Here is a 26,041-nt window from a genome sequence, read left to right as displayed (position 1 = left end):
CCAGCAACCAGGGAGCACTGCAGTATGAAGATCGTCGAGGTGGAAACCTTCCGGGTGCCGCCGCGCTGGCTGTTCGTCGCCGTCAGGACCGACGAAGGGATCGTCGGCTGGGGTGAGCCGATCGTCGAGGGGCGGGCAGAGACGGTGCAGGCCGCCGTCGCCGAGATGTCCGACTACCTGATCGGGACGGATCCGCTCCGGATCGAGGACACCTGGCAGGTTCTGACCAAGGGAGGTTTCTACCGCGGCGGGCCGGTCCTCTCCAGCGCCGTCGCCGGGATCGACCAAGCCCTGTGGGACATCGCCGGCAAGGCGTACGGCGTACCTGTGTACAACCTGCTCGGGGGCCCGGTCCGTGATCGGGTCCGCGTCTACGGGTGGATCGGCGGGGACCGGCCGTCCTCTCTGGCCGAGGACACCGAGCGCCAGCTCGCGGCCGGCCTGACCGCGGTGAAGATGAACGGGTCGGAAGAGCTGACGCCGATCGACACCCCGCACCAGCTCGATCTCCTGGTCGAGCGCGTGACCGCAGTCCGCGATGTGCTAGGTCCACACCGCGATCTCGCCGTCGACTTCCACGGCCGGTACTCCCCGGCCATGGCCCGCCGGGCGCTCCCGCTGCTCGAGTCGCTGCGGCCGATGTTCGTCGAAGAGCCGCTGGTGCCGGAACTGACCGCCGACATCAGTGGGATCGCAGCCGGAACCTCGATTCCGATCGCGACCGGCGAACGGCTCTACTCGCGCTGGGACTTCCGCGACGTGCTCCGCTCGGGCATCGCCGTCGCCCAGCCCGACCTGTCCCACGCCGGCGGGATCTCGGAAGTGCGGCGGATCGCCTCGATGGCCGAGGCCTGGGGAGTCAGCCTCGCCCCGCACTGCCCGCTGGGGCCGATCGCGCTGGCCGCCTGTCTGCAGGTCGACATCGCGAGCCCGAACTTCCTGATCCAGGAGCAGAGCCTCGGCATCCACTACAACACCGACTCCGATCTGCTCGACTACCTTGTCGACCGTTCCGTGTTCGCCACCCGGGACGGCTTCGTCGCCCGCCCGACGCGGCCCGGACTGGGCATCGAGATCGACGAGGCCGCCGTACGCAGGGCCAACGAAAACCCGCACCGCTGGCGCAACGCGATCTGGCGGCACACCGATGGGAGCTTCGCCGAATGGTGACCACACCCGAGACCATCCCGCCCTCCCCCCAACTGCCGGACGACCCGCAGCGGGCGCGGTCCGACGTACGGCTCCTGACCGAGGGCTCGCTGATCCAGTCCGACGGCTACTGCGACCAGCCGTACGTCGTGATCGCGGCCGACGGCGCGTGGGTCTGCGTCGTCACCAGCTCGGACGACCACGAAGGCGACCCGAGCCAGCGCATCATCTCCCGGCGGAGCACCGACCACGGCGCCACCTGGACCGACCCCGTCGACGTCGAGCCCCGTGAAGGCCCGGAGGCATCTTGGGCCGTGCCGCTCGTCCTTCCGAGCGGGCGGATCTACGTCTTCTACACGTACAACTCCACCAACCTGCGCGAGGTCATCACCGACGTCGGCACCAGCCCGCGCGTCGACACCCTGGGCGACATGGTCTTCCGGTACTCCGACGACCACGGCCGCACCTGGTCGGATCAGCGATACACCGTGCCGATGCGTGCCTTCGACATCGACCGCCGCAACCCGTACGGCGGCGAGGTCCTGTTCTGGTGGTCGGTCGGCAAGCCCGAGATCGTCGGCGACGCTGTCTACATCTCCGCCTCGAAGGTCGGCGGGTTCCGCGAGGAGCGGCTGGGCTTCCAGCGGACGAGCGAGGGCTTCGTCGTACGCAGCGAGAACATCCTCACCGAGACCGATCCGTCGGCGATCACCTGGACCACGCTCCCGGACGGCGACGTCGGACTTCGTGCACCGCAGGGCGAGGTCGCCGAGGAGCACAAGCTCGTCGGGCTGAGCGACGGGAGCCTGTACTGCACCTATCGCACCGAGGTCGGGTACGTCGGCGCCGCCTACAGCCGCGACAGCGGACGGACCTGGACCGAGCCGGACTTCGCGCGCTATGCGACGGGACGCCCCATCAAGAATCCACGGGCGGCAACGTTCGTCTGGGACTGCGGGGGCGGACGCTATCTGCTGTGGCATCACAACAACAGCAACACGTGGTTCGGCACCTACCGCAACCCTGTCTGGGTCAGCGGCGGGCTAGAGCGCAACGGCGTCATCGAATGGTCGGAGCCCGAGATCGCCCTGTACGCCGACGATCCTCAGACGAGCATGAGCTATCCCGACCTCATCCACGATGGAGAGTGCTTCTGGGTCACCGAGACTCAGAAGTCGACCGCCCGGGTCCACCCGCTGGCTCCAGATCTCCTCGACGGTCTCTGGAACCCGCCGGCGCTCGGTAGTGAAGGGCTGCTGTTCGACTCGTGCGCCTCTGTTGCCCACAGCATCGAACTGCCACGGCTGCAGCTCCGGAGGGGCAACTGGCGGATCGAAGACGCTCGCGCCGGCTTCTCCTTCCAACTCTCGCTGACAGCCGGCGAGCCGGATCGCATCCTGGCTGAGCAGCGCGACCCCGCCGGCCAAGGATGGGTACTTCGCCAAGCCGGCGCCGATCGGGTCCAGCTGACGCTCTGCGACGGGCGCCGCGAGTCCAGCTGGACCTCGGATCCCGGAACGCTCGAAGCCGGCCGCCGTACCCAACTCGTGGCGATCGTCGACGGCGGACCGAAACTGATCATGTTCGTCGCCGACGGACGGTTGCAGGACGGCGGTGCTGACCGCGCCCAAGGCTGGGGACGATTCGACTCGGATCTGCGTGGGGTGACCACCGCCGCGCCGGTCGAGATCAACGAGAGCACGGTGGAACGGCTTCGCATCTACGACCGACCGCTCCGGGTGTCGGAAGCGGTGGCCGGAACCAATGAGTGACAGTCAGGCCCTGCTCGCCGAACTGAGCCGGACTCGCCTCCTGGCAATCATCCGTGGTGACGACCCCGACCAGACCCTGAGATGCGTCGAGGCTCTGCTGCGCAGCGGTGTCACGGTCCTCGAGATCTCGTTGACAGGCTCGGGGGCCTTGAAGACTCTCGAACGAGCCTGCGCCGAGTTCGGGTCGAACGCCTGGATCGGAGCCGGCACGGTTCTCAGCCCTGACGACGCATCCGGCGCGCTCGATGCCGGTGCACGCTACGCCGTCACGCCTGCGATCACCGACGGAGTCACCGCGAGCGTACGTCTCGGGCTTCCGGTCCTCGCCGGGGCATGGACGCCGACCGAGGTTTCCGCCGCCATGACGGCCGGGGCGAGCGCGGTCAAGCTCTTCCCGGCAGCGACCGGCGGACCGGCCCATCTGCGAGCTGTCAGAGCTCCGTTTCCTCACACTCCCTTCGTCCCGGTCGGCGGCGTCGATCTCGCGACGGCCGGCGATTACCTCGCTGCGGGCGCCATCGCGGTCGGGGTCGGAACACCTCTGCTCCAAGACGCTCCGTCCGGTGGTGATCTCGGCGCTCTCGAGCGCCGGGTCGCGGAGTACCGCCGTACCGTGGAGGAACGATGAGCGCGCTGTTGGCCATCGGCGAGGCCATGCTCGTTCTGCGAGGGACGAGCCCGGGCGTCCTCATGCCCGGCAGCCAGTTCGTGACATCGATCGCCGGCGCCGAGGCAACCGTCGCGATCGGCGTTGCACGCTTCGGACACACGGCATCGTTCGCCGGTCGCGTTGGAGACGACGACTCCGGCGACTTGGTACGACGAGTTCTGGCCGGCGAGGGTGTCAATGTCGACCACCTGCGAACGGACCCGTCCCGCCCCACCGGCGAGATGCGTCGGTACGCGCGTGTGTGGTCCACCTCGACCGTGACCTACCACCGGCGAGGATCGGCCGCATCGATGCTCACAGCGGACGACATACTGCCGGCGATGACCACCGACACCCGGATCCTCCATGTCACCGGAATCACGCAGGCACTCGGAGACAGCGCCGCAGCCGCGGTCGAGACAGTCATCGCGGCCGCCCGCGAACGCGGCATCCTCGTCGCGTACGACGTCAACCACCGGACCCGACTCATCTCCGTCGAAGAGGCCGGCCGACGCCTCGCCCGCATCCTGCCGCAGATCGACATCCTCTTCTGCGGCGAAGACGAACTACACGTCCTACAAGCCGCAACCGATTCACACCACCCGATCCAAGCAGCCGGCGTCACCGAGCTCATCATCAAACAATCCGCCGCCGGAGCCACCTGCCACGCGGACGACGGTGCTCACCACGCACCCGCCGTACCAGTACCCCTCGTCGACCCAGTCGGCGCCGGCGACGCCTTCGCCGCCGGCTACCTCTCCGCCGTACTGGACGACCTCCCCGTCCCCGCCCGCCTGACCCGAGCCACCCACTTCGCAGCCTTCACCATCACAACCCCAGGAGACTGGGAAGGCCTACCCCACCACCGAGACCTCGCCCTACTTACCTCCCCCCAAGGCACCACATTCCGCTGAAGACCGGATCCGCCACGTCGGGTCTAGTGCATCGTTGCCCTTGGCATCTTTTTCTGTTGGGTGGGCCTGCGATTGGACTCCGTTGGTTGCCGTTCGTTCGTCAAGTTGACATCGGGGTATCAGCGGCAGTCCAGTTCGGAGGCTGACGATCGCGGTATGAACGATTCCCCTCATTCTCCGGCCGGTATCAGCCGGCGGCGGCTGCTCGGTAGCGGTGCTGCTGCCGCTGGTCTGGCCGCGACCTCGCTCGCTCTGCCGCCGAACGTTCGTACTGCGCTCGCATCTCCGCCGCCGAAGCACGGCGGTCTGAAGGACATCAAGCACGTTGTCATGCTGATGCAGGAGAACCGCAGCTTCGACCACTACTACGGCACGTTGTCCGGCGTCCGCGGGTTCAACGACCCGCACGCCGCGCGCCTGCCGAACGGTCGTACCGTGTTCTACCAGCCGGACCCGTCGAACCCGGACGGCTACCTGCTGCCGTACCGGCTGAACACCAAGATCACCGCCGCCCAGGCCATCCCCTCGATGAGCCACGAGTGGACCGTCCAGCACGAGGCTCTGAACGGTGGCAAGAACGACAACTGGGTGCCGGCGCACATGGCCTCCGACGGCGCCACCGACGGCCAGTACACGATGGGGTACTTCACCCGCGACGACATCCCGTTCCAGTTCGCCCTTGCGGAGGCGTTCACGATCCTCGACGGCTACCACTGCTCGGTGCTCGGCCCGACCGCTCCCAACCGGCACATGTGGATGTCGGGCACCATCGACCCCGACGGACTGGCCGGCGGTCCCTCGCTGACCACCGGCGGCCCGGCCGACCAGTTCAGCTGGAAGACCTACCCCGAGCGGCTGCAGGAGGCCGGGGTCAGCTGGAAGGTCTACCGCCAGCCCGGCGGCCAGACCGGCGCGGCGTCCATCACCAAGTGGAAGCAGTTCGGCTCGGCCCAGCCCGGCGACCCCCTGTACGACAACGGCATGGTCACCCAGCCGATGGGCCAGTTCGAGTACGACGCGATGAACGACCAACTGCCCACCGTCAGCTGGATCCTCCCGCCGTCGGGCTTCGACGAACATCCCGCCGCACTCCCCGCGGCCGGAGCGACGTTCGTCGCCGGCAAGATCGACGCCATCGCCGCCAACCCCGAGGTGTGGGCCAAAACGGTCTTTATCCTCTCGTACGACGAGAACGACGGCATGTTCGACCACGTCGTCCCGCCGACCCCCAAGCCGGGCACGCCGGGCGAGTTCGTGTTCAAGACCTCCAACACCGGAGTCGACGGCGCGGGACTGCCCGTCGGCCTCGGCTTCCGGGTTCCCTGCATCATCGTCTCGCCCTGGACCACCGGCGGCTACGTCTTCTCCGAAACCTCCGACCACACCTCACAGCTGCGCTTCCTGGAACACATCACCGGCGTCAAGGAGCCCAACATCTCCGACTGGCGCCGCAAGACGGTCGGCGACCTCACCGGAGCCTTCCGCTTCGGCGACACCAAGCACGCCCCCACGCTGCCCGACACCACCGGCCAGTACAACCTCGCCCAGTACCAGGCCGCACAGCTGCCGGCACCCACCATCCCCTCCAGCCACCAGACCTTTCCCCACCAAGAACCCGGTCGTCGCCCACACGCCGGCTGACCCGAACACGAGGCCGCCTGCCTGCTGCGTGGTTACGCCTGGCGGGGTGGGACGAAGACTTGGACCACTCCGTCGGACTCGCGCACATTCAGCTTGGGCAGGGGTGGAAGGGCGACCGGCAGACGGTGGTGCAGTACGGCGCCGTCGACGCCGAACGCGGCGTTGTGACAAGGGCAGTTCAGTTGCCGCGTCGGGCCGTCCAGAGCGAGCTTGCAACCCAGGTGGGTGCACACGCCCGACACGGCCGTCAGTTGGTCGCCCTTCCGGTGCACGAAACCGACGATGCTGCCGACGTCGAACGGCCGTACGGCGCCGTCCGGTAGGTCCTTGACCGCGACGATCCCGCGCCATTCCCCGTTGTCCGGCGTGATCGTCTGCTCGGGCGGCTCCGCCGTCACCGCTCCGCCGGAGCCGCTCAGAGCCATCTCGGCACCAACGCCGACCGCGGCCGACGCCGCGGAAGCCGCCGCGATCGACAGGACGAACCGGCGCCGGCTGCTGCCGTGCGCCTCCCGCACGTGCGCCTCCCGCACCGGTGGCGCCTCGTCCAACTCGGTCCGCAAACGTTCGCGCAAGGAATCGACGAACGCCTCGCTCGGCCCCGCGTCAGGACCGGCGGCACGCAAGGCGATCGCGGTCCGGATCTGTGACTCGTCGGCTTCGTCGGCAGCAAAGGGTTTCGTCCGACGCCGACTCAGCAGGTCGTCGACGAATCGGCGTACTCCTCGCATGCTCACCCCTCCATTCTGTCTGCCACAGCCGCGGCCTGGCGAAGTGCGCGGTGCTGAAGGACCTTGGCATTACCCACGGTCACTCCCAGCTCGATCGCGGCCTCCTTCAACGAACAGGCGCCGATGAACCGCAACTGGAGGATGCGCCGGTATCGCTCCGGAAGCTCCGCCAGGATCGCCTCCGCCCGGGCGATCGCACCCGTGTCGTCGGGGCCGGTCTCCGGCTCGGCCGAGGCCCGCTCCTCCTCGAGGACGGTGATCTCGCGGCCCATCGTCCGCCGCCAATATCCCGCGAGCACGGTGCGGGCGGTGGCGAACAGGTACGCCCGGACCTCGCCGATGCTCGCCGACAGTTGCAAGGGCCGCAACGCGGTCACGAACACCTCGGCGGTCAGATCCTCGGCGTCCGGCCGGTTCCCGACCTTGGCGAACATCATCCGGTAGACCCGGTCCACGTTGTCGTTGTAGACAGCCTCCCAGTCGGGATAGCTGTCCTCGGTCACCACGTGCAGACGAATCGGAGCAGGCGCCGTACCCGCGTCCGAGGTGGGCTCGGCCTCGGGCTTCCGACGCCCCCACGATCGTTGTCCCGCCACCCGTCACCGTCCACTTCGAAAGTCAGGACCGACACAACACCACACCTGTAATAGGCGTGGGGGTTACACGGGCCCGCAGCTGTAACCCGCCTGACTATCCCTGGGTGTCCATCGAATCTTCTCTGTGGAGTCAACGTGACATCTCCAGTCTCACGTCGCGGCCTGCTGATCGCCGGTGGTGCGACCGCGGCGGCCGTGGCTGTCGGAGCAACAGACACCAGCTTCGCCGCCACTCGTACCGCTGCCCGCGTCCCGTCCCTCGAACTGGCCCGACAAGCCCGGACGGGTGCTGACGTCGTGATCGCGTGGAACCAGGCCCTGCTCCGGATCGTCCGCACGGCAGGCCTGCAGCCGCCCACGGTCCACCCGACCCGGAGCTTCGCGATTCTGCATGCCGCGATCCACAACGCAGTGGTGGCCACCACCGGGCAGGGTACGCCGTATCTGTTTGCCGTGCACGCAGGGCCGGGGGCATCGCCGGTTGCCGCGGCAGCCCAAGCCGGGCACGACGTTCTCGTCGCGTTGTATCCGGCCGAGGCAGCGGATCTCGGCCGTCAACTCGCGGCCGAACTCAGCGCCGTCGGCCCGGGGCATGCCCGGGAGACGGGGATCGACGCGGGCCGCCTCACCGCCCGGCTGCTGCTCGATCTGCGCGCCGCCGACGGCTCATCGGTCGTTCCGCCGCCGCTGGAGCCCGGCACCGATCCCGGACAGTACCGGCCGACGCCCCCGGCCAACGCTCCGGCCGTGTTCACGCACTGGTCGGGTGTGACACCCTTCCTGATCAAGCGAGCCGACCGCTTCCGGCCGCAGGCCTATCCCGATCTCGCGACCCGCCGGTACGCCGCGGCGATCAACGAAGTCCAGCGACTGGGGCAGAACAGCAGCACCAGTCGCAAGTCCGATCAGACCGAGCAGGCCAACTTCTGGGCGGCGCCGATCTGGAACTACTGGAACGAGATCACCCAGACGGCTGTCCGTGCCGAAGGCAACGATCTCGTCCGTGCTGCCCGCGTCTTCGGGCACCTCAACCTTGCGGTGTCCGACGCGGTGATCGCCTTCTATGATGCCAAGTACCACTTCCGGATCTGGCGGCCGATCACCGCGATCCGGCTGGCAGCTGCCGACGGCAACCATTCCACGACGGCAGATCCCGACTGGACGCCACTGGCCACCACACCGGCCGACCCGTCCTACCCGGGAGCGCACAGCGTGGTCTCCCAGACCGCGGCGACCCTGCTGAGCCAGGAGTTCGATCCGCGGTTGCAGCTCGCGGTCACCTCCGAACTGCTTCCCGGCGTCACGCGGAGGTTCCGGTCCCTGCAGGCCATCGCCGACGAGGCCGGACTCAGCAGTCTCTACGCCGGCATCCACACCAGGCTCGACCACTACGCCGGACAGGAGCTCGGTCACAACCTCGCCAGGTCGGTCCTCGCCCGGCCGGAGCTACGCCCTTAGCCTGCACCCTTAACCGCGCAGTTAATATGCAGGTGACCATCAGACTGTGCGAGACGGACCAACATGCACGCTGATCACGAAGCCCGCACCGGGCGTGACAGTCGTCCCGGCGTGACATCAGGTGGTGACCTCCTCGAACGGGACGCGGCGCTCGCCGCCCTGCACGAGTACGCGGTGGACGCCGGGAACGGCAGCGGGCGGCTCGTGCTGATCTCGGGCGAGGCCGGCGTGGGCAAGACCTCGCTGCTGGAGCATTTCGAAGAGCAACTGCCGGATGCGGACTGGTACTGGTCCGGCTGCGACGGGCTCTTCACTCCGGCTCCGCTCGGACCGCTCTTCGATCTCGCCGATCAGTTGCGCGGCGACCTGGCACAGCTCTGTCGCAACGGCGCTCCGCGCGAGCAACTGTTCCGCGCGCTTCATCAGCAGGCGTCGGACGCGACGAAGCTGCAGGTCGTCGTGATCGAAGACATCCATTGGGCGGACGAGGCGAGCCTCGATCTGCTCCGGTATCTCGGCCGCCGGATGAAGGGCGCGACCCTGCTGCTGCTGACTACCTATCGCGACGACGCGTTGGCGCTCGACCATCCACTCCGGATGATGCTCGGCGATGTCGGTACGGTCGCAGCGACCCGGCGCATCGGGGTCGCCCGTCTCTCCCGCCAGGCGGTCGGTGTGCTGGCAGCGCCCGGTGCGCTCGACGCCGACGAGCTGTACGAACTGACCGGCGGCAATCCGTTCTATGTCACCGAGGTCCTGCGGGACGGACTCGCCGACCACGTTCCTGAGTCGGCACGGGACGTCGTACTCGCACGCGCCGCGCGGCTTCACCGCGACACGTCTGCGGTGCTGGAGGTCGCGGCGCTGACGGGCGGCCGGATCGACGTACGGCTGTTGGAGAGCGTACGGCCGCAGAGGCGATCCGCTGTCGACGAACTGATCGCGGGCGGATTGCTGATGGACGATGGCGGCGGGCTGCGGTTCCGCCACGAGGTAGCCCGCCTGGCCATCGCACAAGCCGTCCCGGTGCACCGCCGCCGTCTGATTCACCAGTCATGTGTGGCGCAGCTCGAAAGCTCAGGTTGTGACGATGACGCCAGATTGGCCTTCCATGCGGATGAGGCCAACGACAGTACGGCGGTCATGCGATACGCACCCGCGGCCGCCTACCGGGCAGCTGGATTGAACTCTCATCGGGAAGCGGCGGCGCAGTTCGAGCGTGCCCTGCGCCATGCCACCGATCGAGACCCGTCGCTGCCCGACCTGTACGAAGCGTATGCCGACGAGGCGTCGCTGCTGGATCGTTGGCAGGACGCCGAGCAAGCCGCTGAGCGAGCACTCGAGCTCTGGCAACAGCAAGGGAACCCGCTGCGGGTCAGTGACGCGTGGGGACGGTTGGCCTGGATCAGAACGCACACCTGCCACGGACGCGACGCGATCGACGCGGCGGAGGCGGCCGTCACGACGTTGCAGTCGCTCGGACCGACAGTCGAGCTCGCCAGAGCACATGCGACGTTCGCGCACCAGAGCCTGCTCCACGGTTTGCACGATTCGGCGATGGACCAGGCCCGGATCGCCACCGAGCTCGCGCGATCACTACACGCGAGCGACATCCTCTGTGATGCCGGAATCACCTTTGCCACCAGCGCTGCGACCAAGGGGCTGGACTGGCAACCCCGGATGGTCGAGGCACTCGACCTCGCCGTTGCACACGGCCACCACAATCCGGCCGGCCGCGCCTATGTGAACCTGTGCGCCCTGCTCAGCGACCGAAGGAAGTTCGATGATGCCGAGCGGTATCTCGCGCAGGGACTGGTTTACTGTGCCGACCACGAACTGACCGCCTACGTCACCAGCCTCGAGTCTGAGCAGCTGTTCCTCCTCGACCGCCGGGGCCGGTGGGATCAGGCCATCGCGTTGGCGACGAACCTCCTGGAGAAGATCAATTCGCCGGCGAATCGGCTGTGGGTGCTCGTCCGACTCGGCGTACTGAGCGCGCGACGCGGTGCGAGCGATACCTGGCGCTACCTCGATGAAGCGATCACGACCGCGGACCGGTCCGCTGAGTCCTACCTGGTCGTGGCGGCGAGACTTGCCCGTGCCGAAGCACGGTGGCTCGCCGGGGACGAGGACGAGGCACGGCTCGAAGCAGAGCTCGCCGACAGTCTGTTGGTCACCGGCGATGCGTGGCAGCGTGGCGAAATCGCGGCCTGGCTGCGCCGCACGGGTTCATCGCGGCCGCCGCGCGACGAACTCGCCGAGCCTTACCGCCGCCTGCTGGCCGGCGACATCGCCGGCGCCGCACAGCTCTGGCAGGACCTGTCGTGTCCGTACGACGCCGCGCTCGCGCTCGCCGACGGGACCGAGGAGTCGGACCTGCGGCACGCGTTGTCGATCCTCAACCAACTGGGTGCCACGGCCGCGGGTCGCATCGTGCAAACTCGTCTGCGGGCGCTCGGCGTACGGTCGGTTCCGGCCGGACCGCAAGCGACGACGAGAGCACATCCGCTCGGGCTCACCCGACGCGAGCGCGAGATCCTCGGCCTGATCCGCGAGGACCGAACGAACGCCGAGATCGCCGCGCTGCTCGTGATCTCGGAGCGAACGGTCCATCATCATGTCTCCTCGATCCTCACCAAGCTCGGCGTGACCAGCCGGACTCGCGCAGCCGAGAAGGCCGACGCGATCCTCGACGAGGACCTGCCCTCGCAGCGCCGTCAGGCGGGCTGATAGACACAGCGCGCGCCGGTGTAGACACTCTCCCGCAGATGTGTGCCGATGGTCGGCGCGACCAGCTCGACGCGAGCAATCGCCCGGCGGACGGCTTGGCCGACCGCGACGCGGGCACGCTCCGGATTGTCGGTGAAGGTCCGTACCCGGCCGCTCAGACCCGATGCGGTTGCAAGCTCACGCACCAGCCAGTCGATCTCGGCCTGGACCGCGGCGGCCCGGCCCTGGTCGCCCAGAGCATCGAGCCGTCCGGCCTCGGCGCGTAGTTCGTCGAGCCTGCGCCCATAGCTGCCGGCGGCCTCAGGATCCAGGACGACCTGAGCCGACCCGGTGTGGCGACGTGCCGACATCCCGAGGGCATTGACGCCGCCGGCCAGCTCGATGGACGGAATCTCCCGCAGCGGGTTCGCCAGCAGCACTGCCACATGGAGCATGCCGACCAAGTGGCCGACCACTACCGACTCCCCCGCATACGTCACTTTCCAGCCTCGACCGTGCCGGATGCACTCGGCCAACTGATCGGTGGCGATCACACGTCCTCGCACACACCGAAGCTACCGACGGTACGACGGGTCGCGGATCGGCATCGATGCCTAGATCCGTCCGGCCTGATGCCTATTTCTCGTGGCGTTCGCTCCTCGGTCCGATCCGTTCCACCGTGTACGTCGCACCGGGCTGAGGACCCGAGCCGCGATCGCCGGACGCAGCAGCGCCGCGGGCGGATCCAGCAGATTCGTGACCCGGCTGAACGCCTTCGACACCACCTCGTCGTACGCCGCGACGGCGTACAACCGGTCGAGGTAGCGGTTCACCATCCGGGAGCGGGCGTCGCGCGGACCGTCGACGCCGGGCAGTGTGGCGTCGCCGCCGGTCGCGATCTGCCACGGAATGTCGATCACCGGACGGACGTCCCGGAAGAACCTCAACGCATCGAACCCTTCGGCACCGCCGCGGGTCAGAGCTTCGCCGAGACGGAGCGCCTCGACTCCCGCGACCGACATCCCCTGTCCGTACATCGGGTTGAACGAGCACAGCGCGTCACCCACCACCACGAACCCCTTCGGGAACCGCCGCGCCTCGTCGTACCGATGCCGGACGCTGCCGGGAAAGCGGAACTTCACCGGGTCGTCGAGCGGTATCGACGCCTCGACGATGTCGGCGACGTACGGCAGCGGCAACCGCCGTGCGTAGGCCCGGTACCCGGCATCGTCGAGCGGCGCATGATCGCCGAGGATCCCGTACAACGTGATGACCGCCCGGCCGGCCTCTTGCAGCATCACCGCCCCGCCGCGAGGCGCCGCCGCGCTCGGCCCGATGATGATCGCGATATCGCCGTCGAGCAACGCCGGGTCGACGGCGTAGTGCCGCGACACATACGCGAGGTCGACGTGCAACTGCTCCTCCCGGGGGCGCTCGTAGCCGAGGTCGGCCAGCCACCGCGGAGCCCGCGACCCACGTCCGGTCGCATCGACGACGAGCTCGGCAGGGACGGCTTCCAGCCTGGTCGCTCCGCGCTCCTGTACGAACGCTCCGGTCACGCGCGTCGCGGCGACATCGGTGTCGACACCGATGATGTCCACACCGCACCGCACCTCGACGCCCGGCAGCGCGAACACCTTCGATCGCAGATAGCTCTCCAGGTACGGGCGACTGAACGACAGCGCGGTCATCCCGATCGGCACCTGACGCAACCGGAATCCGTTCGTGCAGAACCGAATGTTGCCCAGTACGTCGCCACTCGGCACCCCGGCCGCGACCAACTCCTCGGTCGCTCCCGGGAACAACTCTTCGACGACATTCAGCCCGGCCGCGAGCAATCCATGCGCGTGCCGGCCCTGAGGCACGCCGCGTCGTACCTCCCGCTCGCGCGGATCAGCGACCGGATCCCCGGCCCACTCCCCGCTCAGTTCGTCACGCTCGACGATGACCACTCGCTCGAAGTGCTCGCTGAGCACCCGCGCCGTCAGCAACCCGGCGACGCTGCCCCCGAGAACCACTGCTCGAGACATCTTCATGCGCTACTCGCCTCCCCCGGCACCGAGTGCTCGCGGCACCCGGCGCTCGATCAGCTGCTTCCGGAACGGAACCAGGAGCAGGATCAGCGCGGCGACCCACGCCAGCACGCTGAGCAGCGCCTGTGGAGCAGGCTGCCAACCCCGCTCGGTGAAGCCGAACAGTCCCACCGTCCGGGATCCGGCGAAACCGCCGAGCCCGCTGAAACACAGGCCGATCGCGACGACCCGCAGGACGGTCGCGTTCCGGACCAGCAGGAGCGCCGCGACCGCGAACGAAGCGGCCGCGTCCCAGCGGAAGGACGTCCCGATGTACGGGATGGCGTGATAGCTGCGCACGTACAACTGCGCGTGGATGTAACCGGCGACCGCGAGGCAGAACGCCACCGGCAGCGCGGCCAGAGTGGGACGAAAGGTTCTCATGCCAGTTTCACGTCCTTGATCGCGAGCCGGTCGTTGCCTTCGACGTACTGGACCTCGCGGATGCCCAGCGCATCCTTCAGCTTTCCGGCCGGCAGCGTGACCGGGGTCGGCGCGGGCCGCTCACCCGGCCGCGGTAGCGGGTACGCCGTGGTGGTCGCACTGTGGAAGGTGATGTTGCCTTCGGTCTTGGTGAACAGCTGGTGGATGTGACCGTTCAGACACGTCACCGAGGAGAACCGCTTCAGGTAGCTCAGCGCCTGGGTGGCGTCGTCGGTTCCCCAACCCCACTTGGGGTACAGCGCGAACAGCGGGATATGACTGAACACCACGATGGGGGTGTCCGCGGACAGTTTCGCGGTGTCCTGCCGGACGAACTCGACCTGATCCTTCCCGAGATGCCCGAGGCTCTCCAGACTCAACGTGTTCACCAGCGAGATGAAGTGCACCCCGCCGAGGTCGAAGCTGTACCAGCCGTCCCCGACGGTCCCCTTGCCGAAGGCCTTGCGGTACTTCTGACCGTGGTCGTCGATCGAGTCGTGCTCGCCCGGCACGGTGAACACGTGCCCCGTGTTCAGACCCCCCATCATCTGCTTGACCTGGTCGAACTGCGCGGGCGTCGACAAGTGGGTCAGATCACCGGTGTGGACGACGAAATCGGACCGGTACGGCAGCGCGTTGATCTGCTGGATCGCATCCGCGAAGGACTGCTCGACGGCGGCGTTCGCGGTGCCTTTGAACCCGAGATGGCTGTCGCTGATCTGCACGAACCGTAAGGCGTTCGGGTCTTTCGCGAGGGCCACCGGCTGCTCGCCCGGACGCGCGATCTGGCTGATCACCTCGCCCCCGGTCACGGTCAGCACCACCGCCGCACCGAACCAGGCGGTATGACGCATCAACTGCCGACGCGTCATCCCCTCCGGGCTGTGATCGTCCTCGACGCTCATGCCGTGACCACCACCGTTCCGGTCATGAACGGGTGGATGGTGCACAGGTAGTCGAACGTGCCGGCCTTCGTGAACTTGTACTGGAACTTGTCGCCTTTCTGCAGCGTGCTCGACTTCAGCGGGCCGCTGCCGTTCTGGCTGGTCACCGTGTGCGGATCCTGGTCGTCGTTCGTCCAGGTCACCGTGGTGCCCACCTTGACGGTGACACTCTGCGGCCCGAACGCGAACTCCTTGATGTCCACCGTGTTGGTGCTGACCGCGGCACCGGCGGGAGCCGCCGGTGACATCGACATACCAGGCATCTCCGAGTCGGTGGGAGACGGCTGGGAGGAAGCCGTGGCCGCAGGGCTGTCAGCCGGCTGAGCCTGACTCTGGCTGTTCGTACCGCCGCCGCACGCGGCGACCGCGGTCAGGCAACCGACCGCCGCGAGAGCCGTGACGAAACGTCGTGTTCCACGGAGATTTCTCATGCCCATCGATAGGCAGCCGGGTTACGCGCTAACCCTTCGCGCAATCAGGGCTGGACGTCGAGTGGGGCCTGCAGGCTGCCGTAGCGTTGCATTCGTTGCCAGTGGAGGCGGGTGCCGGCCAGCGCGGTGAAGACCGACTGGATGACGACCAGGTACATCAGCTGGCGGTAGACGAACTGTTGGAGTGGGAGGGTCCACAACGGGCCGGCGCGTTCGCCGTCGAGGCGGAAGGCGTAGAAGCCCATCCCCAGCTGCAGCAGGACAAAGCCGAGCCAGACCGCCAGCACCCGCACCGGGTTCAGGAACACCAAGCCGTAAATGGCGAAGACGTCCACCACCGGAGCGAGGAGCGGAAGCAGGACCTGGAAGAGCATGAGATAGGTCAGGCCGCGGCGGCCGAACTTCCCGGCCCGACCCCGCTGCACCATCGCGCCGCGATGCTTCCACATCGCCTGGAGCGTGCCGTAGCACCAGCGGTACCGCTGCCGCCACAGAGCACCGAGCGACGCCGGCGCCTCGGTCCACGCCACCGCGCTCTCCTCGTAGACGACCCGCCATCCGTCGCGACACAAGGCCATCGTCAGATCAGTGTCCTCCGCCAGAGTCACGTCGCTGAGCCCGCCGATGCGTTCCAGCGCCGTACGGCGGAACCCGCCGACCGCGCCCGGGACCGTCGGCATGCATTCGGCCAGGTCGAACAATCGCCGGTCAAGGTTGAACCCGATCACGTACTCGATGTGCTGCCAGCGCCCGAGCAGTCCACCGCGATTGCCGACCTTGGCGTTGCCCGACACCGCACCGACGCTCGGCTCCGCGAACGGCTGCACCAGCTGCCGCACCGCGTCCGGCTCGAACACCGTGTCGCCGTCCACCATCACGATCAGCTCGAACCGTGCCGCCTGCAGCCCCGTGTTGAGCGCGACCGGCTTGCCCGCGTTCGCCTGCCGGATCACCCGGACCCCAGGGATGCCGAGCGCCTCGACGAGATCCGCCGTACCGTCGGTCGAGCCGTCGTCGACGACGATCACCTCGATCGGATGGTCGGAGGCCACCAGCGACCGGATCGCCGCCTCGATTCCCGCGCTCTCGTTGTACGCCGGAACGATCACGCTGACCGGCTCCGTCACCGGTCCGGCGTCAGGCGGTCCCCAACTCCAGTCGCGCATCCGGGCATGCCGCCGAGCAGCGACGACAGTGGTGATCGCACGCAGCACACTCAACGCGCCGGCGGCGTACAAGAGCCACGTGAGCACCGACAGGACAGCGTCGCTGATCCGCATCGCCCAGATCACCGCGAGACCCCGGCCGCGCTCGAGGAGACCGGCCTGGTGGGTCGGATCCGGCAGGCCGACGGCGTCGCTGACCGTCGCGAACCGGAACCCGCGTGCCTTCAGCCGGGGCAAGAGCTTGCTCAGCGCCTCGACTGTCTGGCTACGGTCGCCGCCGGCGTCGTGCATCAGCAGCACCTGCCCGGCCGAGCTGCGCGGCATCGAGTTGGCGATCACCTGCTCGGTCCCGGGACGACGCCAGTCCTCACTGTCCTGGGTGGTCAGCACCGACAGGTACCCGGCATCCCGGATCTGTTGCAGCGCCGCCCAGTCGCGGTCGGTCAACGCGTTCGGCTCCGACGAGTACGGCGGCCGCAGCAGCGTCGTGCTGACTCCGGTGGCGCCCGCGAGGATCAGCTGGCTCTGCCGGAGCTCCAGCGCGCGCCGCCAACCGGCCACGGTCGACAGATTCGCGTGCGTGAAACTGTGTACGGCGATCTGGTGGCCTTCGGCAACAATCCGCCGCGCCAGCTCCGGATGCGCCGCGACCGCTGTACCGACGACGAAGAACGTCGCGTGCACGTGCTGTGCCCGCAGCAGATCCAGCACCTTCGGCGTCCACACCGGATCCGGCCCGTCGTCGAAGGTCAAGGCGATCGTCCGGGCCTGCGGCGACACCGACCGCGGTGCACCGGCACCGGCGTCGATCACCGGCCCGCCCTTCAGGATCGACCGCGGTACCGCGCCGGACCCGCCGGCCGACTTCACCGCGCCGTCGGGCTCCGCGCCGAACATGTGGTGCGTGTAGCCGTTGAGCAACAGCATGCTGGCCAGACAGACCAGCAGCATCGTCAGCACGATCCAGTGCGTCCGCAGCGGGACCGGTTTGGCCCGCCGCGCTACCGGTCTACTCACGGCTTGTTCGGCGTCTTCGTCCGACCGGGTGCGGTCGTCGGCTTGTTGCCGTGCGTGGTCGTCGTGGTCGACGTCGGGACGGGGGTCGTGGTCGGCGAATTCGTCCGCCCGGGCCCGGTGGTCGGGGCGATCGTGACCGTCGGGGGCGCAGCCGTCCCGGGCGGCACAGGCGGCGTGGACGGCCCTGTGGTCGGGACAGTTGTCGGCCCGGTTGTCGGCCCGGTCGTCGGCCCGGTCGTCGGAGTCGCGGTCGGGTCCGCCGTACCGGAAGTCGACGACGGTTCGGTAGTCGGTCCGTCACCCGGCGGCGCCGTGTGATCCGCAGTCGGCCTGGGCGTCTCCGCCGCGGCTTCGGCCGGCGGCGGGGTCGGCCGGTGGTGGGGTTTGGCGGCCTCGGGCAGCGGAATGAGGGGCGTGTCCATCCGCGGACCACCGAGGAGACTACTGGCCATGAGGACGAGGTAACCGACGGTAGGCACCGCGAGGAAGGCGCCGGTTCTGCGGATGGTACGACGACGGCGCCCGGTGGAGTCCAGGAAAACAGGCCGCCGAGCGGAAGGCGGTTTCACAAGCGCGGAGCTTACTCGATCCGGAGAGCGTGTGGGACGTTAAAACCTCTGTTTTACAAGGCATTCGAGCCGCCGGGCCCGCCAAGTAAGTCAAGCCTCAGTCGGCAAGGTTGCAGCTTGCTGCAACGCGCCTCACAGCTCGACGGCGAGACAGTTGGCGACCTCGAGGGGAGCGGTTTCGGGTAGCTGGACGACCAGGATGCCGTGAGCCTGCTCGAAAGGTACGGGTCCGTGGCCGAGGAGACGTACGCCGGTCACGGACTCGCCGACGAGGCTGTGGATCACGGCGCGGCGGTCGTCCGGCCAGGACAGTTGGAACGCGTAGACGGTGTTGTCGCGGCGGGTGAACCGGTAGTCGGAACTCGTCCAGTTCACGCGGTCCTCGGTGAAGCCGTCGATGATGACGCTCGACGGTCCTTCACCGAACACTGTGAACGGCCGGGTGCCGTAGATGCCCTCGCCGCAGACCTTCGTCCAAGCGCCGAGGTCGTCGAGCAGTCGGGTGCATTCGAGGTCGAGGCTGCCGTCGGGCTGTTGTGGCACGTTGAGGAGGAGGTTCCCGTTCTTCGACACGATGTCGACGAGCAGTTCGATCACGTGGCCGGCGGTCTTGTAGACGTCGCGGACGTTGTAGAACCAGTCGCCGACCGACGTGTCGGTCTGCCAGGGCCGAGGCTGGATGCCTGGGGTCTGGCTCCGTTCGATGTCCATCATCCCGACGGCGCTCACCTCGGGCCGGCGGTCCTTCTGCTGGTAGACCGCCCGGTTCGCGCCGTGGATCCGGGCACTCGTGTTGTACAGGTGTGACACCGCGCGCAGACCAGGCTCGTACGTCGCCTCGCCGAACGGCAGCGGCCCGTCGGAGTACAGCAGGTCGGGCTGGTACCGGTCGATCATCTCGGTCACGGCCTCGAGCCAGTGCCGGTGCCACGCGGGATCGTCGCTGTACCACGGGTCCGGTACGTCGACGTCCTGCAGATACCGGCTGTTGTCCAGATAGAGATCACGGCTGGCCGGATCGGCCCCGTCGTACGGTCCGAAGCGATCGCTGCCCTTGTTGACCGACATCCAGGTGAGGGCCGCGCCGAGGTGCTCGGTGATGCCGAACGGCAGCCCGTGACTATCGGCGGCGGCCTTCCACAGCGCAAGGATGTCCTTGCCCGGACCGACCTTCACCGAGTTCCACCGGTGGATGGCCGACTCGTAGTTGAAGAAGTTGTCGTGGTGCACCGCCTGCGCCACGAAGTACCGGGCACCCGCGGCGACGAACCGGTCCATCAGGTCCTGTGGGTCGAACTTCTCGGCCTTCCACAGCTGTACGACGTCCTTGTAGCCGAACTGCGACGGGTGCCCGTAGGTCCGCAGGTGGTAGCGGTACTGATCGGTTCCCTCCCGATACATGTTGCGCGCGTACCAGTCGCCGTACCGCGGGACCGACTGCGGACCCCAGTGCGACCAGATGCCGAGCTTCGCATTCCGGAACCAGTCCGGGCATTCGAACGTACTCAGGGACTCGAAAGTTGCGTCGAACGGCACTGGTCGCTCCTCGTCGGTGGTGAAGGGCCGGGGTTACTTGTTGGGAATCTTGTCGTAGGCGGTCTGCTGGATCTCGAGATACCGCTTGAGGCCGAGGCCGTCCAGGCCCTTGACGTAGGCGTCCCAGTCGGTGTCGATGTTCTTCGACCCGGTGACGAACTGCAGGGAGTTCTGCTGGATGTAGTTCTCGAGGTTGGTCTGCAGCGTCGCGACCTCGTTGGCGAGCGACGGGTCGATCCACACCTTCCAGAACGGGTAGATCTGTGCCTTGTCCTCGTGGCCGGCGTACAGCTTGGTGGCCTCGAACAGCTTGCGCTCGTACCCCGCCTGCGAGTGGATGTCGGTGTCGATGACCTCGGAGTTGCGGTACTTCGCGGTGTTGTTGTACTGCGCCAGCGCGCCCCAGCCGCTGTTCCGCGGTTTCGACCCGGGCTTCAGCGGGATCTGCTTGAAGCTCGGCTTCAGCGACTTGTCGAGCGCCACGTCGCCGGGACCGGGCTTGGTCCAGGCCTTGCCCTCAGAACCGAACTGTCCGTTGTTCTGTCCCTCGTCGGTGAAGATGTAGTCGAGCATCTTGATCGCCTGGATCTGCTTCTCCGGCGTCGCCTTCGACGTCAGGACGAACGTGGCGCCGGGAATGCTCGGGAAGACGTAGCTGGCGTAGTTCGCGCCACTCGGACCGGTCAGCGGCGGTACCGCGTCGTACTGCTTGTCCCGCCCGTCCGCCGAACCGACGGTGACGAAGATGCCCGGGTGCATGACGGTGCCCGCGCCGAGGATGACCGAGCCGCCGTGGTTGCCCTGCTGTTGCATCGCGTCCGGGTTCTGCGTGAAGGCGCCTTTGTCGATCAGGCCTTCTTTGTAGAGCGAGTTGATGTACTTCAGGCCGTCGCGCCAGCCGTCCTTGTTGGCCTGGATGTCGACCTTGCCGTTGTTGAGAACCAGTGTGGTGTTGTTGCCGCCGCTGTTGTTCTGCCCTTGCGGGTCGTAGATGAAGGCGTTCATCAAGTACGGGATGAGGTTGTCGCGGACGTTCGCGCTGAGCGGGATCTCGTCGGCCTTGCCGTTGCCGTTCGGGTCCTGCGTCTTGAACGCCTCTAGCACCTTCCGCAGGTCCTCGGTGGTCTTCGGCTGCTCGAGGCCCAGCTTCTTCAGCCAGGCCGAGTTCATCCACAGCTTGTCCGGGTACGAACAGTGGAAGCAGTCGACCCACTGCGGGATGCCGTAGATCTTGCCGTCCGGGGCGGTCGCCATCGCCTTCCACTCCGGGGTGGAGTCCAGCGCCTTCTTGATGTTCGGCGCGTACTGGTCGATCAGCTGGTTCAGCGGTACGACGACGCCCTGGTTCGACAGCTTCAACAGGTCCGCCGTGCTGAACTGGTCGACCCACGGGATCAGCAGGTACAGGTCCGGGTAGTCGCCGCTGGCCAGCGAGATCTGCCGCTTCTCCTTCGACGGGCCGCCGTCGAACGTCGTGGTCTGCCACTTGATGGTGAGGTTGAACTTCTGCTTGATCAGCTTGGTGAAGTCGTTCGTGGCGAGGTTCGTGTCGGCCGATTGCGGCGAGAAGACGTTCAGCGTGATCGCGGGATTCCCGCTGATCGTGGGCAACGGCTTGCCCTGCGAGTCGTCCGAGCTGCCTCCGCCCGAACAGGCCGCAAGGGCGAGTGCCAGGAGACTGGTGCCGGCGATCGCGGCGCGCCTCCGCCTACTGAGTTTTACAGACATAGTTCCCTCACAGGGTCGAGGTGAAGCAGGAGATCAGCCCTTCACAGCGCCGATCAGGATTCCCTTGGTGAAATAGCGCGCGACGAACGGATAGATGAGCAGTACCGGAACGCTGGCGACCACGATCAGCGAATACTTGAGCAGGTCGGCGAGTTGCTGGCGCTGGATGACGACGGACGCGTCGACCGCGCCGCCACCGGTGGTGTTGAGGATCAGGATGTTCCGCAGTACCAGCTGCAGCGGGAACAGATCCGGATTCTTCAGGTAGATCAGTGCGTCGAAGTACGAGTTCCACTGCATGATCGCGTACATCAGCGCGACCACCGCGATCATCGGTTTGGCCAGCGGGATCACCACCGACCACAGGAACCGCAGGTCACCGCAGCCGTCCAGCTCGGCCGCCTCGACCAGCTCCTCGGGAATGGCGGTGCGGAAGTAGGTACGGGCGATGATGACCTGCCAGACCCCGATGGCCTGCGGGACGATCAGCGCCCACCGGGTGTCCAGCAGCCCGACCGACTGGACCACCAGGTACGTCGGGATGAGGCCGCCGGTGAACAGCATCGTGAACAGGATGGCGGTCATCACGACGTTGCGGCCTACCAAGGTACGACGCGACATCGGGTACGCGATCGCGACCGTCATCGTGACGGAGACGATCGTGCCGACGACCGTGTAGAACAACGAGTTCAGGTAACCCTGGACGATCTGCGGGTTCTCGAAGACCGCGTGGTAGCCACGCAGCGAGAAGTCCACCGGCCAGAACAGCACCCGTCCGGCCGAGACGGCTTCGGGGCTGCTGAACGAGCTGGCCACGATGTACAGCAACGGCGCCAGCACCACCACGAGGAACACCGCCAGCAGCAGGTACACACAGAACAGGAAGATCCGGTCGGTCCGGGACTCGCGGATCCGGCGCGCCCGCGCGGCCCGGCGTTCGGTCCGCTTGGTCGGCTTCGGCGGAGCTGCCGGCAGCGTCGGCATTTCGGTTCGGGTGCTCATGACCACAGTCCGTTTCCGGTGACCCGCTTGGCGATGGTGTTCACCATCAGCAGCAGCGCCAGGTTGATGACCGAGTTGAACAGGCCGACCGCGGTCGCACCGCTGAAATCGGCGTTCAGCAGGCCGGTCTTGTAGACGTAGGTGGCGATGATTTCCGACTCGCTGAGATTGAGCGGGTTCTGCAGCAGGAACGCCTTCTCGAACCCGATCGCCATGATGTTGCCGACAGCAAGGACCAGGATGATCACCGCCGTCGGCATGATCCCCGGCAGGTCCACGTGCAGGATCCGGCGCAGCCGGCCCGCGCCGTCCACCTTCGCCGCCTCGTGCAGCGCCGGGTCGATCCCGGCCAGCGCGGCGAGATAGATGACCGCGGAGTACCCGGTGGTCTGCCAGACGTCGGACCAGACGTAGATGTGGCGGAAGTAGTCGGGGTTCCCGAGGAAGTCGACGGACGGTACGCCGAAGAACCCGAGGCCCTCGTTGACGATGCCGAGTCGTGGCGACAGCACCAGGATCGTCATCGACACGACGACCACGGTCGAGATGAAGTACGGCGCGTACGTGACCAGCTGGACGGTCTTCTTGAACAGTCCGGTGCGGACCTCGTTCAGCGCGAGCGCGAGGATGATCGCGATCGGGAAGCTGGCCGCGACCGTGTAGAGCGACAGTACGAAGGTGTTCTTCACCAGGGTCCAGAACACCGGGTTGTGGAAGAACAGGTCGAAGTTCTGCCAGCCCACCCACGGGCTCCCCCAGATGCCCTTGATCACGTTGTAGCTCTTGAACGCCAGCACCGCGTTCGACATCGGGATGTACTTGAACACCACGAACCAGATCAGCGGCACGACCATCAACAGGTAGAGGGTCCAGTGCCGGCGCAGACTGCGGCGTAGCCCCTTGATCCCGGGACGCTCCCGTCTGCCGCGACGGCGGGACCGCGCTGGTGTCTCGCCGGCCGGTGGCCGGATGGTTGTCAGGGTTGCCATGAAACCTCCTCGTCCGGGCCGACGATCAGATCGAGCTCACGCGGTGGCCGATACCGGCGCTCAACCTGACCGGCACCCGGTCGTTGCCGTGGCGTACGACCCGTTCCTGGTCCCGATCGGCGGTCAGGACTGCTTCCACGCCGTGCGGTGTCCACGCGATGTCGACCGTGACTCCGCCGCGAGCCCGCAGGCCGGTCACCCGTCCGCTCGGCCATTCGGCCGGCAGCGCGGGCAACAGTTCGAGTTCGCCGGTGTGGCTGTGCAGCAACATCTCCGCGATCCCCGCCGTCGCACCGAAGTTGCCGTCGATCTGGAACGGCGGATGTGCGCAGAACAGGTTCGGGTAGACACCCGCGCCGCTGCCCGGCCGACCTTTCGCCGTATCGTCAGCCGGCTTCAGGAACGCACGGACCAGGCGGTGCGCCGCTTCCGCATCGCGAAGGCGGGCTCGCAGATTGATCTTCCACGCCAGCGACCAACCGGTGGCCTCGTCGCCGCGCAGGTCCAGGGTGCGCGCCGCCGCGGCTGCGAGGCCCGGCGTACCGTCCGGTGTGATCGCATCGCCGGGGTGCAGACCGACCAGGTGCGACATGTGCCGGTGGTGGGGATCTTCCTCGGTGAGGTCGGCCGCCCACTCCTGCAGCTGTCCTCGTGCGCCGACCGGCGGTTCGGGCAGTCGCTTGCGGGCGGTGGACAGCTCACCGACCAGGGGATCGACGACATCGAGGAGTTCGGCCGCCTGCTCGACCCGCTGGAAGAGATCCGAGATGAGCGCCAGGTCCATCGTCGACGACAGGGTCACCGAAGCCGGCAGTCCGTCGTCGGCGATGTAGTCGTTCTCCGGTGACGTCGAGGGCGACGTACCGAGGGTGCCGTCGGGCATCTCCGTCAACCAGTCGAGGCAGAACTCCGCCGCCCCGCGTAGCGCCGGCCATGACTCGCCGAGGAACTCGAGATCGCCGGTGAACTCGTAGTGATCCCACAGATGACGGGACAGCCACGCGCCTGCCATCGGCCAGTTCGACCATCGCGGATCGCCCTCGACCGGGTACGACCAGCACCAGGCGTCGGCGTTGTGGTGCGCGGTCCAGCCGCCGCAGCCGTACCGTTCCCTGGCCGTCGCACGCCCGGCTCGCGCGAGTTGACCGATATAGCGGAGCAACGGTTCGTGGCACTCGGACAGGTTGGTCGTCTCGGCCGGCCAGTAGTTCATCTCGGTGTTGATGTTGACCGTGTAGTTGCTGCTCCACGGCGGACGGAGGATGTCGTTCCAGATCCCTTGCAGGTTGGTCGGCAGGCCGCCCGATCGCGAACCCGCGACCATCAGATAGCGGCCGTAGTTGAACAGCAACGCCGCCAGCGCGGGGTCCTCGGCGTCGACCGCGCGCGCCACGCGTACGTCGGTCGGCAAGTCGGACTGGTCCGACCCGGTCAGCTCGAGCGACGAACGACGGAACAACCGCCGGTGATCCTCACGATGATCATCCAGCAGTTCGTCGTACGCGCCGGTGCGCGCCGCAAGCACTGTCTGATCCGCGGCGGTCCAGCACTCCATTGCCGATCGGGTCGGCGTGGTCGACGGGCCGTCGTACCCGGTGCCGCTCGACAGGATCAGCGTGATCTCGGTTGCGTCCTCGATCGTGAGCTCGGATTCGTCTGCGCGGATCTCCCCGTCGCTCACGGCCCGCAGCGCGATGGCCGCTTCCATGCCACGATCGGGGCCGTCGGAGTACCGCACCGGTTCCTGAACGTCGCCGCGATGCGGAGGCGCGACATCGGCCGGTGCCTGTAGCAACAACCCGAGTCCGTCCTCGACGGCATGAGCCTGCGAGGGCAACTGCGAGGTCAGGCTGCAGGTCAGTCCCAGCACCGGCTCGGATGCCGTCAATCGCACGACCAGGACGTCGTCCGGTGCGCTGACGAAGGCCTCTTGCCGCACGGCGATCCCGCCGACCTCGTACTCCGCCGTTGCCGTCGCGGAGTCGAGATCGAGTTCCCGCCGGTACTGCGTGACGTGGGCCGGAGCGATGCCGTTGAGGCGAATCGCCAGCAGGAGATCGCCCAACGGCAGGTACGCCTGGCCGTAGCCGGAGTGGAATCCACCGGCCAACTCGTGCGCCCGGCGGATGTCGCCCGCCGCGAGTGCGTCCCGTACTGCCTGGACGGCCTCGGCGCCGGTCGCACCCATCGGAGTCGAGAGCAATCGCGCGGTCTCCGGACCGCCGGACCACAGCGTCTCGTCGTTCAGGCCGATCCGATCCTGGCCGGTCCCACCGAAACACATCGCGCCGAGACGGCCGTTGCCGAGCGGCAACGCCTCCAGCCATGTCTCGGCCGGGCGGTCGTAGTACAAGCGCTGCATACCGGACCGGTCCGAGCTCACCAGGTTGCCCATACTGAGGTCCTCCGTCGTGAAGACGAGGTATTAATCCTATGAATTGCCGGGATCGTAGCGCCGCTCCTCCGATTGGTCCATACTGAACGCCATCGAATAGGCAGAAAGATCCCATCTCTGTGGAACGGATGTGAGGGCCGCCATGCCACG

At 67.4% G+C, this 26,041-nt stretch carries 21 protein-coding genes; 7 read left to right on the top strand and 14 right to left on the bottom strand.

All coding sequences use genetic code 11. The annotated features are described in order from the left end of the window. Window positions 1–24: 24 nt before the first annotated feature. From dgoD to OHA10_RS21500, 5 genes are all read left to right on the top strand, one after another. Window positions 25–1,170, top strand: coding sequence for a galactonate dehydratase (gene dgoD, locus OHA10_RS21520; RefSeq protein WP_371400548.1), 1,146 nt, complete (start codon window positions 25–27; stop codon window positions 1,168–1,170). Continuing rightward, window positions 1,164–2,921, top strand: a complete 1,758-nt coding sequence (locus OHA10_RS21515) for a sialidase family protein (RefSeq protein ID WP_371400547.1) — start codon at window positions 1,164–1,166, stop codon at window positions 2,919–2,921. Before dgoD ends, OHA10_RS21515 begins: the two co-directional genes overlap by 7 nt. Beyond that, the gene (locus tag OHA10_RS21510; protein ID WP_371400546.1) at window positions 2,914–3,549 is read left to right on the top strand and encodes a bifunctional 4-hydroxy-2-oxoglutarate aldolase/2-dehydro-3-deoxy-phosphogluconate aldolase; all 636 of its coding nucleotides are present in this window, start codon (window positions 2,914–2,916) and stop codon (window positions 3,547–3,549) included. Before OHA10_RS21515 ends, OHA10_RS21510 begins: the two co-directional genes overlap by 8 nt. Beyond that, window positions 3,546–4,484, top strand: a complete 939-nt coding sequence (locus OHA10_RS21505) for a sugar kinase (RefSeq protein ID WP_371400545.1) — start codon at window positions 3,546–3,548, stop codon at window positions 4,482–4,484. Before OHA10_RS21510 ends, OHA10_RS21505 begins: the two co-directional genes overlap by 4 nt. A 156-nt stretch (window positions 4,485–4,640) precedes the next feature. Beyond that, on the top strand, window positions 4,641–6,125 hold the full coding sequence (locus OHA10_RS21500; protein WP_371400544.1) for an alkaline phosphatase family protein: 1,485 nt from the start codon (window positions 4,641–4,643) through the stop codon (window positions 6,123–6,125). Window positions 6,126–6,157: 32 nt separating this feature from the next. Here OHA10_RS21500 and OHA10_RS21495 read toward each other — a convergent pair whose 3' ends face one another. Together OHA10_RS21495 and OHA10_RS21490 are read right to left on the bottom strand one after the other, a co-directional pair. After that, window positions 6,158–6,856 carry a Rieske (2Fe-2S) protein gene (locus tag OHA10_RS21495; RefSeq protein WP_371407974.1) on the bottom strand — a complete coding sequence of 233 codons (699 nt, stop codon included), beginning with the start codon at window positions 6,854–6,856 and terminating at the stop codon, window positions 6,158–6,160. A 2-nt stretch (window positions 6,857–6,858) separates the two neighbouring features. Continuing rightward, window positions 6,859–7,452, bottom strand: coding sequence for an RNA polymerase sigma factor (locus OHA10_RS21490; protein ID WP_371400543.1), 594 nt, complete (start codon window positions 7,450–7,452; stop codon window positions 6,859–6,861). Window positions 7,453–7,587: 135 nt separating this feature from the next. On the opposite strand from OHA10_RS21490, the gene OHA10_RS21485 reads away from it, so the two are divergent. Both OHA10_RS21485 and OHA10_RS21480 read left to right on the top strand, forming a co-directional pair. Continuing rightward, a complete protein-coding gene (locus OHA10_RS21485) occupies window positions 7,588–8,910 on the top strand; it encodes a vanadium-dependent haloperoxidase (protein ID WP_371400542.1) in 1,323 nt (440 codons plus the stop codon). A gap of 63 nt (window positions 8,911–8,973) precedes the next feature. After that, window positions 8,974–11,640, top strand: a complete 2,667-nt coding sequence (locus tag OHA10_RS21480) for an AAA family ATPase (protein WP_371400541.1) — start codon at window positions 8,974–8,976, stop codon at window positions 11,638–11,640. Here the strand turns inward: OHA10_RS21480 and OHA10_RS21475 are convergent. The 12 genes from OHA10_RS21475 to OHA10_RS21420 form a co-directional block, all read right to left on the bottom strand. Continuing rightward, a complete protein-coding gene (locus OHA10_RS21475; RefSeq protein ID WP_371400540.1) occupies window positions 11,628–12,185 on the bottom strand; it encodes a hypothetical protein in 558 nt (185 codons plus the stop codon). The genes OHA10_RS21480 and OHA10_RS21475 overlap by 13 nt on opposite strands. 48 nt (window positions 12,186–12,233) lie before the next feature. Continuing rightward, complete coding sequence (locus tag OHA10_RS21470; protein WP_371400539.1) at window positions 12,234–13,655, bottom strand: FAD-dependent oxidoreductase; 1,422 nt, start codon at window positions 13,653–13,655, stop codon at window positions 12,234–12,236. Window positions 13,656–13,658: 3 nt separating this feature from the next. After that, on the bottom strand, window positions 13,659–14,075 hold the full coding sequence (locus OHA10_RS21465) for a hypothetical protein (protein WP_371400538.1): 417 nt from the start codon (window positions 14,073–14,075) through the stop codon (window positions 13,659–13,661). Then, on the bottom strand, window positions 14,072–15,019 hold the full coding sequence (locus tag OHA10_RS21460; protein ID WP_371400537.1) for a metallophosphoesterase: 948 nt from the start codon (window positions 15,017–15,019) through the stop codon (window positions 14,072–14,074). Before OHA10_RS21460 ends, OHA10_RS21465 begins: the two co-directional genes overlap by 4 nt. Next, window positions 15,016–15,312 carry a plastocyanin/azurin family copper-binding protein gene (locus OHA10_RS21455; RefSeq protein WP_371400536.1) on the bottom strand — a complete coding sequence of 99 codons (297 nt, stop codon included), beginning with the start codon at window positions 15,310–15,312 and terminating at the stop codon, window positions 15,016–15,018. Before OHA10_RS21455 ends, OHA10_RS21460 begins: the two co-directional genes overlap by 4 nt. 221 nt (window positions 15,313–15,533) lie before the next feature. Next, a complete protein-coding gene (locus OHA10_RS21450; protein WP_371400535.1) occupies window positions 15,534–17,672 on the bottom strand; it encodes a bifunctional polysaccharide deacetylase/glycosyltransferase family 2 protein in 2,139 nt (712 codons plus the stop codon). Next, window positions 17,669–18,124 (bottom strand): hypothetical protein, encoded by a 456-nt coding sequence (locus tag OHA10_RS21445; protein WP_371400534.1) that lies wholly within the window; start codon window positions 18,122–18,124, stop codon window positions 17,669–17,671. Before OHA10_RS21445 ends, OHA10_RS21450 begins: the two co-directional genes overlap by 4 nt. 249 nt (window positions 18,125–18,373) lie before the next feature. Continuing rightward, complete coding sequence (locus tag OHA10_RS21440) at window positions 18,374–19,777, bottom strand: alpha-L-fucosidase (protein WP_371400533.1); 1,404 nt, start codon at window positions 19,775–19,777, stop codon at window positions 18,374–18,376. A 33-nt stretch (window positions 19,778–19,810) separates the two neighbouring features. Then, complete coding sequence (locus tag OHA10_RS21435) at window positions 19,811–21,505, bottom strand: ABC transporter substrate-binding protein (protein WP_371400532.1); 1,695 nt, start codon at window positions 21,503–21,505, stop codon at window positions 19,811–19,813. A 33-nt stretch (window positions 21,506–21,538) separates the two neighbouring features. Beyond that, window positions 21,539–22,507, bottom strand: a complete 969-nt coding sequence (locus OHA10_RS21430; protein ID WP_371400531.1) for a carbohydrate ABC transporter permease — start codon at window positions 22,505–22,507, stop codon at window positions 21,539–21,541. Continuing rightward, on the bottom strand, window positions 22,504–23,496 hold the full coding sequence (locus OHA10_RS21425; RefSeq protein WP_371400530.1) for an ABC transporter permease: 993 nt from the start codon (window positions 23,494–23,496) through the stop codon (window positions 22,504–22,506). Before OHA10_RS21425 ends, OHA10_RS21430 begins: the two co-directional genes overlap by 4 nt. A 25-nt stretch (window positions 23,497–23,521) precedes the next feature. After that, window positions 23,522–25,891, bottom strand: coding sequence for a glycoside hydrolase N-terminal domain-containing protein (locus tag OHA10_RS21420; protein WP_371400529.1), 2,370 nt, complete (start codon window positions 25,889–25,891; stop codon window positions 23,522–23,524). Window positions 25,892–26,041: the final 150 nt, after the last annotated feature.

The sequence above is a fragment of the Kribbella sp. NBC_00662 genome, from assembly GCF_041430295.1.
Taxonomy (GTDB): domain Bacteria; phylum Actinomycetota; class Actinomycetes; order Propionibacteriales; family Kribbellaceae; genus Kribbella.
Note: the sequence above shows the minus strand (reverse complement) of the source record. Positions and strands in the feature narration are given on the sequence as shown.

Excerpts from the sequence above, each read along its gene's own strand:
- dgoD (WP_371400548.1), top strand. The coding sequence starts at position 25 with ATGAAGATCGTCGAGGTGGAAACCTTCCGGGTGCCGCCGCGCTGGCTG.
- OHA10_RS21515 (WP_371400547.1), top strand. The coding sequence starts at position 1,164 with ATGGTGACCACACCCGAGACCATCCCGCCCTCCCCCCAACTGCCGGAC.
- OHA10_RS21510 (WP_371400546.1), top strand. The coding sequence starts at position 2,914 with ATGAGTGACAGTCAGGCCCTGCTCGCCGAACTGAGCCGGACTCGCCTC.
- OHA10_RS21505 (WP_371400545.1), top strand. The coding sequence starts at position 3,546 with ATGAGCGCGCTGTTGGCCATCGGCGAGGCCATGCTCGTTCTGCGAGGG.
- OHA10_RS21500 (WP_371400544.1), top strand. The coding sequence starts at position 4,641 with ATGAACGATTCCCCTCATTCTCCGGCCGGTATCAGCCGGCGGCGGCTG.
- OHA10_RS21495 (WP_371407974.1), bottom strand. The coding sequence starts at position 6,856 with ATGCGAGGAGTACGCCGATTCGTCGACGACCTGCTGAGTCGGCGTCGG.
- OHA10_RS21480 (WP_371400541.1), top strand. The coding sequence starts at position 8,974 with ATGCACGCTGATCACGAAGCCCGCACCGGGCGTGACAGTCGTCCCGGC.
- OHA10_RS21470 (WP_371400539.1), bottom strand. The coding sequence starts at position 13,655 with ATGAAGATGTCTCGAGCAGTGGTTCTCGGGGGCAGCGTCGCCGGGTTG.
- OHA10_RS21465 (WP_371400538.1), bottom strand. The coding sequence starts at position 14,075 with ATGAGAACCTTTCGTCCCACTCTGGCCGCGCTGCCGGTGGCGTTCTGC.
- OHA10_RS21460 (WP_371400537.1), bottom strand. The coding sequence starts at position 15,019 with ATGAGCGTCGAGGACGATCACAGCCCGGAGGGGATGACGCGTCGGCAG.
- OHA10_RS21455 (WP_371400536.1), bottom strand. The coding sequence starts at position 15,312 with ATGTCGATGTCACCGGCGGCTCCCGCCGGTGCCGCGGTCAGCACCAAC.
- OHA10_RS21445 (WP_371400534.1), bottom strand. The coding sequence starts at position 18,124 with ATGGCCAGTAGTCTCCTCGGTGGTCCGCGGATGGACACGCCCCTCATT.
- OHA10_RS21435 (WP_371400532.1), bottom strand. The coding sequence starts at position 21,505 with ATGTCTGTAAAACTCAGTAGGCGGAGGCGCGCCGCGATCGCCGGCACC.
- OHA10_RS21430 (WP_371400531.1), bottom strand. The coding sequence starts at position 22,507 with ATGAGCACCCGAACCGAAATGCCGACGCTGCCGGCAGCTCCGCCGAAG.
- OHA10_RS21425 (WP_371400530.1), bottom strand. The coding sequence starts at position 23,496 with ATGGCAACCCTGACAACCATCCGGCCACCGGCCGGCGAGACACCAGCG.
- OHA10_RS21420 (WP_371400529.1), bottom strand. The coding sequence starts at position 25,891 with ATGGGCAACCTGGTGAGCTCGGACCGGTCCGGTATGCAGCGCTTGTAC.